This is a genomic window from Desulfogranum mediterraneum DSM 13871 (assembly GCF_000429965.1).
GTDB lineage: Bacteria > Desulfobacterota > Desulfobulbia > Desulfobulbales > Desulfobulbaceae > Desulfogranum > Desulfogranum mediterraneum.
Genome location: NZ_KE387004.1, coordinates 224,866 through 238,341, shown reverse-complemented (window position 1 = coordinate 238,341; position 13,476 = coordinate 224,866). Strand labels below are relative to the sequence as shown.

Genomic DNA, 13,476 nt, shown 5'->3' with positions numbered 1-13,476 from the left:
TTCCTGAAGGGCTCTTCCTGGCACAGCCCTTGCTCAAGGGAGAGGTATACCACGTGTGAGCAACACATGTTTTGCCCGGCCTGGTGGCTGTGAACAGGTACATCCACGCCTGAGAGGCTGGGGCGCACAACCTGAGCAACAAGGAGACAATCATGAGAAAGGTAGCAATTTACGGTAAAGGCGGGATCGGCAAGTCCACCACCACCCAGAATACAGTGGCTGGGCTTGCGGAGATGGGGCGCAAAGTCATGGTGGTCGGTTGTGATCCCAAGGCCGACTCCACCCGGCTGCTTCTGGGTGGGCTGGCCCAGAAGTCGGTGCTGGATACCCTGCGGGAGGAAGGTGAGGATGTGGAACTCGATGATATCCGCAAGCCGAGCTATGGCGGATCCTGGTCCGTGGAATCCGGTGGGCCTGAACCCGGGGTAGGTTGTGCCGGTCGTGGCATCATCACCTCCATCAACATGCTGGAGTCTCTGGGGGCCTATGAAGAGAGCGAAGGCCTGGACTACGCCTTCTACGATGTGCTTGGCGATGTCGTCTGCGGAGGCTTTGCCATGCCCATCCGCGACGGCAAGGCAGAAGAGATCTATATCGTCTGTTCCGGTGAGATGATGGCCATGTATGCCGCCAACAACATCTGCAAGGGGATCATGAAGTATGCCCAGTCCGGTGCGGTTCGCCTGGGCGGTCTGATCTGCAACTCCAGAAACGTGGATAACGAGAAGGAGATGATCGAGGAGCTGGCTCGAAAGCTCGGTACCCAGATGATCTACTTTGTGCCCCGGGATAACGATGTCCAGAGAGCGGAGATTAATCGGAAAACCGTGATCGAGTGGAACGGGGAGTGCGATCAGGCCAACGAGTATCGCGGTCTGGCCAAGGCCATTGACGACAACGATATGTTCGTCATTCCCGAGCCCCTGGAAATAGAAGAATTGGAGCAGCTGTTGTTGGACTTCGGTCTGCTGGAAGCCTAAGCGTTCTTTACTACAAGCAAGGAGAATTAAGATGATGCAGATGATAAGGGCGATTATTCGACCGGAAAAGGCAGATGAGGTCCTGGCGGCGCTGATGGATGCCGGCTTTCCGGCGGTAACCAAATATGCGGTGGCTGGACGGGGCAAGCAACGTGGGATCAAGATCGGTGAGGTGACCTATGACGAGATCCCCAAGACCATGTTGATCAGCGTGGTTCCTGAGGCGGACAGGGATTTTGTGATTGATACCATCATAGATACCGCCCGATCAGGGAACAAGGGAGCCTTTGGAGACGGTAAAATCTTTGTCTCCGGAGTGGACGCTGTCTATACCATCAGCTCCGGGGTCAAGGAGGGGACCGCCGGGGAAATGGCAGCTGAAGAGGTGAGCGCATGAAAGAGATCGTAGCCATTGTCCGGATGAACATGATGAACAGGACCAAGGCGGCCCTGACCGAGGCCGGGGTGGATGCCTTCTTTGCCAACGAGGCCCAGGGCCGGGGGGTGGGATTGGTGAACCGAGAGCTGGTTCAAGGTGCTGAGCAGGGCTATGAGGAGGCCTCGGCCCTGCTCGGCGAGAAGGGTAATCTCTATCCCAAACGCATGGTGACCATTGTGGTTGACGACGACAAGGTCGATGGGGTTGTTGCCGTACTCATTGCTGCCAATCAAACAGGCAAGGCTGGTGACGGCCGGATCTTTGTCCTTCCCATGGATGATGCCGCCCGGGTGAGAACCAATGAACGGGGCATGGCCTCAATTCAATAATTTCTTCAGGAGGAGATGTTATGGGAAATGCAGAAACATTGGTGCAGTGGGAGCCCAATGATATCAAGGAGAAGCTGTTAAGGAAGTATCCTCCCAAGGTGGCCCGCAAACGTGCCAGGCAGATCATGATCAACGAGGCGCTGGAGAACACCACCCCGGAAATAGTCGCCAATGTTCGAACCATTCCCGGAATTATTACCATGCGCGGTTGTACCTACGCCGGTTGTAAGGGCGTGATCATGGGGCCGACCAGCGACATCGTCAACCTGGTCCACGGACCGGTGGGCTGTAGCTTCTATGCCTGGCTGACCCGGAGGAACCAGACCGATGCCGGCATCAAGGGTGAGGATAACTTCATGCCCTATGCCTTTACCACCGATATGCAGGATTCGGATATCATCTTTGGCGGAGAGCAGAAGCTGGAGGCCGCTATCCAGGAGGTCTATGAGCTCTTTCATCCCAAGGGAATTGCAGTCTTTGCCACCTGCCCGGTGGGGCTGATCGGTGATGATATCCATGCGGTTGCCCGGAAGATGAAGGAAAAGTTCGGCGACTGCAATGTCTTTGCCTTCAGCTGTGAGGGCTACAAGGGGGTCTCCCAGTCTGCCGGTCACCATATCGCAAATAATCAGGTCTTTACCCACCTGGTGGGTACCAGCGAGACAGAGAGGAGTGACAGGTACAAGATCAATCTGCTGGGAGAGTACAACATCGGCGGCGATGGTTTTGAGATTGACCGCATCCTCCAGAAGTGCGGGATCACCAACATCGCCACCTTTTCCGGCAACTCCAGCTATGAACAGTTTGCCACGGCCAACCAGGCGGATCTCAGTTGCGTGATGTGCCATCGATCCATCAACTATGTGGCTGATATGCTGGAGACCAAGTACGGCATCCCCTGGATCAAGGTGAATTTCATCGGCGCAAAGTCAACGGCCAAGTCCCTGCGCAAGATTGCCCAGTACTTTGGCGAGCAGGAACTCATCGACAGGGTGGAGACGGTGATCGCCGAAGAGATGGCGGCGGTTGAAACGGCCCAGCTCGAGGTGGTTCCGCGGACCACAGGAAAAACAGCAATGCTCTTTGTCGGTGGCTCCCGGGCCCATCATTATCAGGATCTGTTTGCAGAGCTGGAAATGAAGACCATCTCGGCCGGATATGAGTTTGCCCATCGGGATGATTACGAGGGGCGACAGGTTATCCCAAACCTGAAGGTTGATGCCGATAGCCGCAACATTGAAGAGATCCAGGTCGAAGCGGACCCTGAGCTCTATCGGCCGCGGAAGAGCGCGGCCGAACTGGCTGCCCTGGAAGAAGCTGGGTTGAAGTTTAAGGAGTACGAGGGGCTCAATCCCCAGATGGAAGAGGGAACCCTGGTCATCGATGACCTCAACCAGTATGAGGCGGAAAAGCTGGTGGAGTTGATGAAGCCCGATCTCTTCTGTGCCGGGATCAAGGAGAAGTATTCCATTCAGAAAACCGGGGTGCCGATGAAACAGCTCCACAGCTATGACTCCGGCGGACCCTATGCCGGCTTTAAGGGGGCGGTTAACTTCTATGCCGAGATTGATCGCCTGGTCAACAGCAAGGTGTGGAGCTACATGAAGGCGCCTTGGCAGGAAAATCCAGAACTTTCAGCGACCTATGTGTGGGAATAACAAAGAAGGAGAGAAGGTACCATCATGTTACTACGACATACACCCAAAGAAGTAGCAGAGCGCAAGGCCCTGACCATCAATCCGGCCAAGACCTGCCAGCCCATAGGCGCCATGTATGCCTCCCTGGGGATCCGCGGCTGTCTGCCCCACAGTCACGGATCCCAGGGATGTTGCGCCTATCACCGCAGCGCCCTGACCCGACACTATAAGGAGCCGGTTTCGGCTGCAACCAGTTCTTTTACCGAAGGGGCCTCGGTTTTCGGCGGCCAGGCCAACCTGGTCCAGGCCATTGATAATATCTTCACCGTCTACGAACCGGAGGTGATCGCGGTCCATACCACCTGTCTGTCAGAGACCATTGGTGATGATCTGCCCCAGATCTTTGATAAGGCCCGTAAAGATAACAAGGTGCCGCCAGGCAAGACCCTCTTGGGGGCACCTACCCCGAGTTATGTCGGCTCCCATGTGACTGGTTTTTCCAACATGGTCAAGGCGATGGCTGCCCTGGCTGAACCCGGGGAGCAGAAAAACGGTAAGGTTAATATCATCCCCGGCTGGGTCGAGCCCTCGGACATGGCCGAGCTGAAACGTCTGGCCGAGCTGATCGGGGTGGCTGTCACCATGTTTCCGGATACCTCCGGGGTGCTCAATGCCCCACTCAGCGGGGAGTATAGGATGTTTCCGGATGGAGGCACCCCCATTGAAGAGATCCGGCAGAGTGGAGCTGCCCTGGGTACCCTGGCCCTGGGAGAATACTGTTCTGCCGATGCGGCACGATTACTGGATACCAAGTGTAAGGTTCCCTGTTCGGTTTTGGATATGCCGTTTGGTCTGCAGGCGACCGACCGCTTTATCGATGCCCTGCGCGTTCTGGCCGGTTCTTCGGTGCCCGACGAGGTTGCCGTCGAACGGGGACGGCTGCTGGATTTGATTTCAGATATGCACCAGTATTTTTACGGCAGGAAAGTCGCGCTGGTCGGCGATCCTGATCAGTTGATTGCCATGACCGAGTTTTTGGTCTCCATTGATATGTGCCCCATCCATATTGTCACCGGCACACCCGGCAAGAAGTTTGAAAAGCGGATTCGGGAATTGACCGAGGGTATGGGGAGGGAGGTCAATGTCAAGGCCAAGGGTGACATGTTCCTCCTACACCAGTGGATTAAGAATGAGCCCGTGGATCTGTTCATGGGCAACAGCTACTGCAAGTACATCGCCCGTGATGAAGATATCCCCCTGGTACGCTGGGGATTTCCGATCCTGGATCGGCAGGGACATCAGCATTTTCCCACGGTCGGCTATATGGGTGGGCTGCGCATCTTGGAAAAGATCCTGAACGCGTTGCTGGACCGCAAGGATCGCGATGACGAGGAGACCACATTTGAATTGGTTCTGTAAGCGTGGGGCCGGCCCAGCTCGTTGCTGTGGGTGGTCTCCGCTTTGTCACCCTGCTGCAGCGATGTTCGTCCGTCGCTGCAGCAGTCACCTTGTAGAGGAGAAGGAGGAGCCATGAGTATCCCATCGTTTTCTACCTGCCGAAAAGAAGGGGCTGTCAAACCATTATACCTGGGCAATACCCTGGTGCCGCTGCCTGTGGCACCCTTGGCTGTGGCACGCACCAAGTTTGAAACATCTGTCCTGGGCCAGAGCGAAAGCCTCCTGCCCCGGGAATCTTTAGGATGGCTCAAGGCCAAGGAGACGGTACCTGGGGAGGGGATGCTTCTTGCGATTATCGGTCCTGGTGATCCCCTGGCTTCACCCGAGGCGACCCTCAAGGCCATTGGCTTGATTCAACAGCCGTACCCGGCGGCCCGTTTTGCCCTGCGCACCTTGGGCATCGCTGGGGCTGGGCTGGCAGAGTCGCTGGCCGCAGCCGGGGTGAGCCATGTGGAACTGATTGTTAACGGGGTGAGCCCCGCTGCATTGGCTGGGTTGTACCTCTGGATCAGGCCTGGGCGTAAGACCCTGCCCATGGCTAAGGCCGCCGCACTTCTCTGCAGGGAACAGGGTGAAACGGTGGCTGCCTTGAAGAGGCAGGGGATAAGGGTCTATGGGTCCATCACACTCTATCCGGGCTGTAATCTGGACCAAGTGGAACCCGTGAGTACGATCCTGGCAGACCTTGGTGCGGATGGGATTGCGGTGGAGCCGTTTCAGGCAGCAGGGCTTGGGACAGAGGTGAAGGCTCCCCATGATCCTGTAATCGATGGCCCGGTTGATCCGGAAACGCTGGCAGAGCTGCTCCGCCTGGCTGAACGATCTTTACCCGTGGTGCCTTCTCTCTCCAGCTGTCTACCCTGCCTGCAGAGTAAAGAAACGCATCCAGGCGGCCAGGTTCTCCCCCTGGCGAGCATGGAGCGGCCCAATGTGGCGGTGGTCAGTTCCAGTGGGATGGATATTGACCTTCATTTGGGACAGGCGCGCAAGATCCTTGTCTATGGCCCTCGGGACAGGGATAGGCTTCCCTGCCTGCTTGAAACCAGAGACGCGCCTGAACCTGGTGGAGGGGCAGAACGCTGGCAGGCCCTGGCAAGGGTGACCAATGATTGTTTTGCCCTGCTTGTTGCCGGTGTTGGTGAACGTCCGCGTCAAATCTTGGGGGAGAGCGGCTTAGGGGTGATGGTGGTCACCGATGCCATCGAAGGCTGTGTCGACCGGCTCTACGGAGGCGGCAAACAGGGGAGATGTACAGATGGAACCCGGCAAGGCGGCTCTTGAAGTGGTTGGAGTCGGCGTCTGCGCCTGTCGGCCGAGAGAGGATCAAGGAATCGTAACGATCAATAACAAGGGGATAGAAACAAGGAGATAGAATAATGGCTCTACCTGAAAGGCAGATTCTCGTCTGCCAGAGTTTTCGTGTCAAAGGTGATCCCAAGGGAATCTGTCATAAACAGACCGATGGTTTCCTCCAATATATTGAAGAGGAAATTCTTGACCGTGGTCTGGATATGCAGGTTGTGGCTACGGGCTGTCTGAAGCAGTGTGAAGCTGGGCCGATTATGGTTATTCAGCCTGAAAACTGGTGGTTTAAGGGCGTGGGTAGCGAGGAGGTAGTCGATACTATCTTGGATGGCTTGGAAGATGGCGAACCTGCAGCGGAATATCTCATCGCCTAGCACCCTGGCCGCCGGGGTCCTCATTCGACCTGCGCAAGCAGAGGATCTCCCCCGATTGCTGCCCCTCTTGGAGCAGCTCTTTTCCCTGGAGAAAGACTTCTGTTTTGCCCCCCTGCTGCAGGAGAGGGGGCTTCGGCTCTTGCTTGAGACGCCGGCGGCAGCCCTGATGGTTGCCGCCGCGCCGCTGGCTGGGGTCACAGACCGCAGCGAACCGGTGGGGATGGTCAGCGCCCAGCTGGTGATCTCGACGGCCGAGGGTGGGCCGGCACTGCTGGTCGAGGATTTGGTGGTTGCCCCTGACTGGCAGAAAAAGGGCATTGGCCGGCAGCTGCTGGCCGGGGTGGCTGACTGGGGGCGTGAGCAGGGGGCCCGGCGGCTGCAGTTGCTTGCCGATAAGGATAATCAACCAGGGCTTGCCTTCTACAGTCGCAACCGATGGAGCCGGACCGCTCTGATCTGCCTTCGTACCTATATTTGAGAGGATCCAATGAATATCGTCCAGATTGATCATTGGCGTGACTATCAGCGGGATGGTCAACAGTTTCTCGCGCTGGCCAGGCGGGCCTATGACCAGGGCAAAGAGGCCTTCTCCCTTGATACCCTCTATAATCTGACCTGTATGGGGATCGAGAAACTGATCATGGCCTTTCTGATGCAAAGGGCTGACTTGGCAGACAACCATACCATGGGAGACCTTCTTTTGGCCGTTGAGAGCCACCTGGGAGTTCAGGAGGAATTTGCTCAACAGATGAGCTACCTGGATGGATTTCAGGAGATCTGTGACCTGGAGAGCTACACCACTCGCATTCCAGGCGATGTGGATATGGTCCGTATCCTTGCCATTGGCAGGGAGATTGAACAAGGCTTACTGCCGCACCTGGCCGCCGAATGAACAACGCCATTCCCGCCCTGATCAGCGGGAATGGCGTTTTGGCGGGTGTTGTCTGCTGTGATGAAAGAGCGGACAGCCATCCTTGTAGAGTTGACCGCAGGGGCAGCGGAGCTAGAAGTGATGCACCCAGCGGAGGTTGCAGCGACTGCCTTCAGGGCGGTTTTCAGCGTTACTCTCCCAGTAGGCATTGAAAAAGAGGTGATCCTGCTGGGAGATATGCCAGACCACTCCGGGCCCAAAGCCCAGCACCTGCTCCTTGCTGTTGTCGAGCTCCTGGCCGTCCGCCTCACTCTCGGTGAGTTGCTTCAGGTAATAGCCGTTGATCCCGACCCGCAGGGTCTTGGGGATCAGCTCATAGGCGGTGGCAAAGTTGAGGTGAACGGCCTGGCCTGCCTGGATATCGCTGACCGGGCCGTAGGAGAGGTGGGGTTGGTCATTTTCCCCGTTCCAGAGATAGTGGATGCGACTGGTCACCGTCCACTGGGGAGTGACAAAGTAGGTCCCGGTCCAATAGGGATTAAAGGAGAAGAAGTTGCTGCCCGGGTTGATCGATCTCTCCTGGTCATAGCTGCCGGTGGGGAAGATCATCTGCAGCTCAATACGCTGCATGAATTTCGGACCATTGGCTCCCATGATGGGCTCCCACTGGAGAAAGGGTCCCACCAGAATATCACCAAAACCTGCGCCACCAGCCTGGGGCAGCATGCTGCTGTCCACGCTGTAGTCAAGACCCAGAGAGACGTAGGGGATAATCAGATCCACGCCCCACTTGCCGCCTAAAAAGAGTTCCTGGTCCGACTGGTAGATAAACTGGGATAAGCTGATCCAGCCGTTCAGGTCCGGGTCGGGCAGGGCCAGCTCATTGCCGTCGCCATCGGTGAGGGCATCGGCACTGTAGTACTGGAGGTACTGGCTAAAGTAGAATCCAGGCCCGGCCGGCGGCCCGCCATCCACAAACGAGGTAAAGCCCAGGTTGACGGCAGGCAACTCATAGGCCCTGGCTGCAAGGCTCATCGCCATCACCATGGCCAAGCCAAAGAGGACAGGGAAACAACTCCATGATTTCTTCATCAACGCTCCTTTTGTGATCCATAGTATTTTTCAAGTAAATGAAGAGTGGTCGACTCTTTATCTTTCAGTATCTTTGCACCTCGGGTGATCTTGCACAGACTGATGTGGTGGGAGGCGGCAATGGCGCGCTGGGTTTTCCCCTGATGGAGTTCCCTGAGCAACTGCCAGCGCAGGGCCAGATCATTGATCTCCTTTGGGGTTAAAATCTCCCCAAGAAAGCGGCCCATCTCCCCTGAATGGTCAATAGCTGTTAAGAGCTCGATCAGCTCTTTGGACGATTCCATCTCTTTCTCCCTCGCTTTTGTTTCTATCCGTAGAAACGGTGCCCCTCTTTAGCAACTCTGCAGCGCCTTGTCAAACAGTACCCTCTGCCTCTGTGCAGTCAGAACGGTTGCTGCAAAAATGTAGCCTTCAAAAATGTAGCCTTCTGTTCAAGAAGGTCGCCTTCTCTTTTCGGTGTGCATCATCTGCCAGCCAACGAGAGGGTTTGTCTCTGCAAGTATCTGATTTTCTATATTTTCCAGGTTTATTGCTCATTGGCACAGCCCTTGCTGTTTCCTTAACAGCTCCTCACAGCTCCCCAGCATGTTCCGCCTATCTCTGCGTGCACCCCCCCCTCTGTGCGCTCAGGGGGGCCGGAAGAGGATGGGGTGCCTGTGGGGGTTACAAGAACTTGCCCCAAGGGGCTGTCATTGAAGGATGGAAATATCATGAAGAGTGCAAGCCTACTGGATAGTCGAGAGCGGCAGATTCACCGCAAGGGAAAGCTGCCCATTGAGATTGATTGTAATACAGCCAGCCTGGCTGGAGCGGTGAGTCAACGGGCCTGCGTCTTCTGCGGCTCCCGGGTGGTACTCTACCCCATCGCCGATGCCCTGCACCTGGTGCATGGCCCCATTGGCTGCGCCGTCTATACCTGGGATATTCGCGGGGCCCTCTCCTCTGGTCCTGAAATTCACCGCCTCTCCTTCTCCACGGACCTCCAGGAGATGGATGTGATCTTTGGCGGTGAACCCAAACTGGCTGCGGCCCTGGAGGAATTGATTGATCGTCATGCCCCTAAGGCGGCCTTTGTCTACTCCACCTGTATTGTCGGCCTGATCGGCGATGATCTGGAGGCGGTCTGCAGCAAAATAAGTCGGGATAAAGGGATACCCGTGCTGCCGGTGCAGTCCGAGGGGTTCAAGGGGAATAAGCGAGCAGGATATGAGGCTGCCTGTAATGCCATGGCTCGCTTGGTGGGCAGTGGGGATATCAGCGGCATCTCCAGGTATTCGATCAATATTCTCGGTGATTTTAACCTGGCGGGTGAGATCTGGCTGATCCGCGACTATTTTGCGCGAATCGGCATAGAGGTGGTGGCCAACATCACCGGTGACGGGCGGGTGGCGGATATCCAGCGCGCCCACGGGGCGGCGCTGAATGTGGTCCAGTGCTCGGGCGCGACCATGGAACTGGCCACGATGATGGAGGAGCGTTACCAGATTCCTTGCCTGCGGGTCTCCTATTTCGGAGTTGAGGACATGGCCGAGGCCCTCTACAGCGTGGCCCGTCATTTTGGAGAGCCGCTTCTGCTTGAAAAGGCTGCTGCCTTGGTCAAGGCAGAGCTGGAGAGCCTGTTGCCGGAATTGGGCCGCTACCAGGAGGAGTTGAGGGGCAAAAAGGCGGCCATCTATGTGGGGGGTGCCTTTAAGGCCTTTTCCCTGGTCAAGGCCTTTAGGCTCATTGGAATGGATGTGGTCATGGTTGGTTCCCAGACCGGGACCACCCGGGATTATGAGGAACTTGCCGAGATCACCGATGATGGCACCATCATTGTCGACGATGCCAATCCCCTGGAGTTGGTCTCCTTTATCCGCGAAAAGGAGGTGGACCTCTTTGTCGGTGGGGTCAAGGAGCGGCCCATAGCCTATAAACTCGGGGTGGCCTTCTGTGATCACAACCATGAACGCAAGGAGATGCTTGCCGGATTTCAGGGGATGCTCAACTTTGCCCGGGAGGTCTACGCCTCGGTGATGAGCCCGGTGTGGCAATTTGTTCCCCGCAGAGCAGAGGAGGGTGCCTCATGACCAAGACGGCCAACTTTACTTCAACGACCAATGCCTGCAAACTCTGTAAGCCCCTGGGGGCCTCTTTGGCCTTTCGGGGGGTTGAAGGCTGCGTCCCCTTTCTCCATGGCTCCCAGGGATGTGCGACCTATATGCGGCGCTACATTATCAGCCATTTCAACGAACCCATTGACATCGCCTCCTCCTCCCTGGGTGAGAAGCATGCCATCTATGGCGGGGCTGCCAATCTGAAGCTGGGTTTAAAAAATGTGACCGCCAAATATGCGCCCCAGATTATCGGTGTTGCCACCACCTGCCTGACGGAAACCATCGGCGATAATGTGCCCATGATTCTTGATGCCTATCAGGCGGAGTTTGGCGGAGAAGACGCACCCCAGGTGGTCCATGTCTCCACCCCAAGCTATACCGGGACCCATATGGAAGGGTTCCATGCGGCAACCACAGCGCTTGTGGACCAGTTGACCAGACCGGCGGTCAAACATGACGCCATCAATCTCTTGAGCGGTTTTATCTCTACGGCTGATATTCGCTATTTGCAGGAAGTCTGCCAGGATTTTGAGCTGAAGACCACGATCCTGCCCGACTATTCCGCAAGCTTGGATGGTCAGGCCTTAAATGATTACCCCCTGATTCCCGAGGGCGGTACGCCCCTGGCTGCGATCCGTACCATGGGTGGCGCCCGGGCCACCATTGAGCTTGGGGCTACCCTGCCCGATCATTCGGCGGGCACGCTCCTTGAGCAAAGGTACCAGACCAGACTGCATAGGACCGCTCTGCCCATCGGCATTCGAGCCACCGATGCCTTTGTTGAGTTGCTGGTCACCCTCAGCGGCAATCCTGTTGCTGAGAGGTATAGCTCGGCACGGGGGCGTTTGATCGATGCCATGGTGGATGGCCATAAATATATCTCTGGCAAGCGAGCGGTGGTTTTTGGAGAAGAAGACCTGGTGGTAGGGTTGACCTCCTTTCTCGCAGAGATTGGTATCAGGCCGGTGCTCTGCGCCTCAGGCGGTCATAGCGGCAAATTTGAGCAGGGGGTGAACGCTGCCCTGGAGGGGATCGACTGCGGGTTGCCTCTGGTCAGGGAGGATGTTGATTTTTTTGATATTGAGCAGCTTGCCCAGGAGTTGGAGGTGGACCTGGTGGTTGGCCACTCCAAGGGCTACGCCTTTGCCCGGAGGATGGATATTCCTCTTATCCGGGTTGGTTTTCCCATCCATGACCGGGTTGGCGGTCAGCGGATTCTCCACCTGGGATATCACGGTGCACAGCTGCTTTTTGATACCATCACCAATGCTCTTATTGCCAAGAAACAAGGTGATTCAGCGGTTGGCTATAGCTATATGTAGGCCGCAAGGCGGTTATCCGTAAAGGAGGGAATATGAACAATTCAAGATCCAAAGACTATCTCCGGCATCCCTGTTTCAACGCTGAAGCCAAGGGGATGTTTGGCCGGGTCCATTTGCCGGTTGCACCCAAGTGTAATATCAAGTGTAACTTCTGTGATCGTAAGTATGACTGTGTCAATGAATCGCGTCCCGGGGTCACCAGTCAGGTGCTCTCTCCGGAACAGGCCGGGGTCTATATGCAGCGGGTGCTGGAAAAAGAGCCGCGGATAACGGTGACCGGGATTGCCGGTCCCGGAGATCCCTTTGCCAATCCTGAAGAGACCCTGGCGACCATGCGGCTTATCAAGAAGATCCACCCGGAGCAGTTGCTCTGCCTCTCCTCCAACGGGTTGAATATCGGCCCATATATCGAGGAACTGGCCGAGGTTGAGGTCTCCCATGTAACCATCACGGTCTGTGCGGTTGATCCGGAGGTGGGCAGGGAGATCTACTCCTGGGTCAAGGACGGCAAGGTGGTCTATCATGGTCTGCAGGCAGCGGAACTGCTCCTCTCAAGACAGCTGACAGCGATCAGGCGGTTAAAGGAACATCAGATCACAGTAAAGGTGAACTGCATCGTCATTCCCGGAGTCAACGATCACCACCTGGAAGAGATTGCCCGTACCATGCAGGGCTTGGGGGTGGACCTCTTCAACTGTATTGCCATGTTTCCCAACATCAACACCCCCTTTGGTCATCTGGGCCAGCCTGCTGCCGAGACCATGGAGGAGATTCGCACCATGGCAGAGCAGTATCTCCCCCAGATGCGCCACTGCACCCGTTGTCGCGCAGACGCCGTGGGCCTCTTGGATGAGGATAGAACCGCTGAGTTCAGAAGTTGTCTCTCGGCCTGCTCCGCGCTCAAGCCCATGTCTGCCGTCCAGCGCCCCTATGTGGCGGTGGCCAGCCTTGAAGGTGTCCTGGTCAATCAGCATCTTGGCGAGGCCCGGAGCTTTCAGGTCTGGGAGGCTACAGCAGAGGGCTATCGTCAGCTCGAAGAGCGCCCGGCAGCTGAGGCCAGTGGCGGCATCAAGCGCTGGCATCAGCTTGCCCGTATTCTCGGCGACTGCCGTGCCGTCCTGGTCAGCGGGGTGGGCGAGACGCCGTCTGCCGTCTTGAGCGCCAGCGGGATTAAAGCTGTGGAGGCCTCGGGCTTTATTGAAGAGGGGCTGGAGTCGATCTATCACCATAAGGATACCAGCCGTCTTAAGGGAAGGCGCAATCCCTGCAGCGAAGGGAGCTGTGTCGGCGGCGGTGGAGGTTGTGGCTGAGCCCTTGTGATTGTGTGACATCGGTCAACTGGGGCAGGCTGAGCCCAGCCGTGGGATGACTGGCCTGTACGCAGCCTGGCCGGAAAAAGTGTGGCTTCAACCGGGGGGTGCTGCCTGGCGTCTGATTTTTCATGACCTGGTGGTGGGAGCGGGGTATACTCCGGCGGCACCTATACCGGGCAGAGCGTGCTTGGCTGGTGAGCTCAACGGTGACCCCCGCTCTGCCCTCTTGATTCTGTTTGCGATATTACTCCTGTTCTGTG

General features: G+C 56.7%; 14 protein-coding genes. 12 read left to right on the top strand and 2 right to left on the bottom strand.

Annotated features, from left to right (window positions below):
- Positions 1-152: 152 nt before the first annotated feature.
- The 9 genes from nifH to G494_RS0115860 all read left to right on the top strand — a co-directional run bounded on the left by nifH (position 153) and on the right by G494_RS0115860 (position 7,414).
- The gene (gene nifH, locus G494_RS0115900; RefSeq protein ID WP_028585313.1) at positions 153-980 is read left to right on the top strand and encodes a nitrogenase iron protein; all 828 of its coding nucleotides are present in this window, start codon (positions 153-155) and stop codon (positions 978-980) included.
- Between the two features lie 31 nt (positions 981-1,011).
- Complete coding sequence (locus G494_RS0115895; RefSeq protein ID WP_028585312.1) at positions 1,012-1,377, top strand: P-II family nitrogen regulator; 366 nt, start codon at positions 1,012-1,014, stop codon at positions 1,375-1,377.
- Positions 1,374-1,748 carry a P-II family nitrogen regulator gene (locus G494_RS0115890; RefSeq protein ID WP_028585311.1) on the top strand — a complete coding sequence of 125 codons (375 nt, stop codon included), beginning with the start codon at positions 1,374-1,376 and terminating at the stop codon, positions 1,746-1,748. The genes G494_RS0115895 and G494_RS0115890 overlap by 4 nt, the downstream gene beginning before the upstream one ends.
- A 20-nt stretch (positions 1,749-1,768) precedes the next feature.
- Positions 1,769-3,406 (top strand): nitrogenase molybdenum-iron protein alpha chain, encoded by a 1,638-nt coding sequence (nifD, locus tag G494_RS0115885; RefSeq protein WP_028585310.1) that lies wholly within the window; start codon positions 1,769-1,771, stop codon positions 3,404-3,406.
- A 24-nt stretch (positions 3,407-3,430) separates the two neighbouring features.
- A complete protein-coding gene (gene nifK / locus G494_RS0115880) occupies positions 3,431-4,804 on the top strand; it encodes a nitrogenase molybdenum-iron protein subunit beta (protein ID WP_028585309.1) in 1,374 nt (457 codons plus the stop codon).
- A gap of 111 nt (positions 4,805-4,915) precedes the next feature.
- Positions 4,916-6,124, top strand: coding sequence for a NifB/NifX family molybdenum-iron cluster-binding protein (locus G494_RS23950; protein ID WP_051305770.1), 1,209 nt, complete (start codon positions 4,916-4,918; stop codon positions 6,122-6,124).
- A 95-nt stretch (positions 6,125-6,219) separates the two neighbouring features.
- Positions 6,220-6,522: a (2Fe-2S) ferredoxin domain-containing protein gene (locus tag G494_RS0115870; RefSeq protein WP_028585308.1), complete on the top strand. Its 303-nt coding sequence runs from the start codon at positions 6,220-6,222 to the stop codon at positions 6,520-6,522.
- Entirely contained in the window at positions 6,488-7,000 is a 513-nt protein-coding gene (locus tag G494_RS0115865) for a GNAT family N-acetyltransferase (protein WP_051305769.1), read from the top strand. The genes G494_RS0115870 and G494_RS0115865 overlap by 35 nt, the downstream gene beginning before the upstream one ends.
- Before the next feature lie 9 nt (positions 7,001-7,009).
- On the top strand, positions 7,010-7,414 hold the full coding sequence (locus G494_RS0115860) for a hypothetical protein (RefSeq protein WP_028585306.1): 405 nt from the start codon (positions 7,010-7,012) through the stop codon (positions 7,412-7,414).
- Positions 7,415-7,525: 111 nt separating this feature from the next.
- Here G494_RS0115860 and G494_RS0115855 read toward each other — a convergent pair whose 3' ends face one another.
- Both G494_RS0115855 and G494_RS0115850 read right to left on the bottom strand, forming a co-directional pair.
- Positions 7,526-8,485, bottom strand: coding sequence for a SphA family protein (locus G494_RS0115855; RefSeq protein ID WP_028585305.1), 960 nt, complete (start codon positions 8,483-8,485; stop codon positions 7,526-7,528).
- Positions 8,485-8,769 (bottom strand): Trp family transcriptional regulator, encoded by a 285-nt coding sequence (locus G494_RS0115850; RefSeq protein ID WP_028585304.1) that lies wholly within the window; start codon positions 8,767-8,769, stop codon positions 8,485-8,487. Before G494_RS0115850 ends, G494_RS0115855 begins: the two co-directional genes overlap by 1 nt.
- A 426-nt stretch (positions 8,770-9,195) precedes the next feature.
- Between G494_RS0115850 and nifE the strand changes: the two genes are divergently transcribed.
- From nifE to G494_RS0115835, 3 genes are read left to right on the top strand one after another with little or no spacing between them, the layout of a single operon-like run.
- Positions 9,196-10,554, top strand: a complete 1,359-nt coding sequence (nifE, locus tag G494_RS0115845) for a nitrogenase iron-molybdenum cofactor biosynthesis protein NifE (RefSeq protein ID WP_028585303.1) — start codon at positions 9,196-9,198, stop codon at positions 10,552-10,554.
- A complete protein-coding gene (locus tag G494_RS0115840; protein WP_028585302.1) occupies positions 10,551-11,903 on the top strand; it encodes a nitrogenase component 1 in 1,353 nt (450 codons plus the stop codon). Before nifE ends, G494_RS0115840 begins: the two co-directional genes overlap by 4 nt.
- 32 nt (positions 11,904-11,935) lie before the next feature.
- Positions 11,936-13,213, top strand: a complete 1,278-nt coding sequence (locus G494_RS0115835; protein WP_028585301.1) for a radical SAM protein — start codon at positions 11,936-11,938, stop codon at positions 13,211-13,213.
- Positions 13,214-13,476 lie beyond the last annotated feature (263 nt).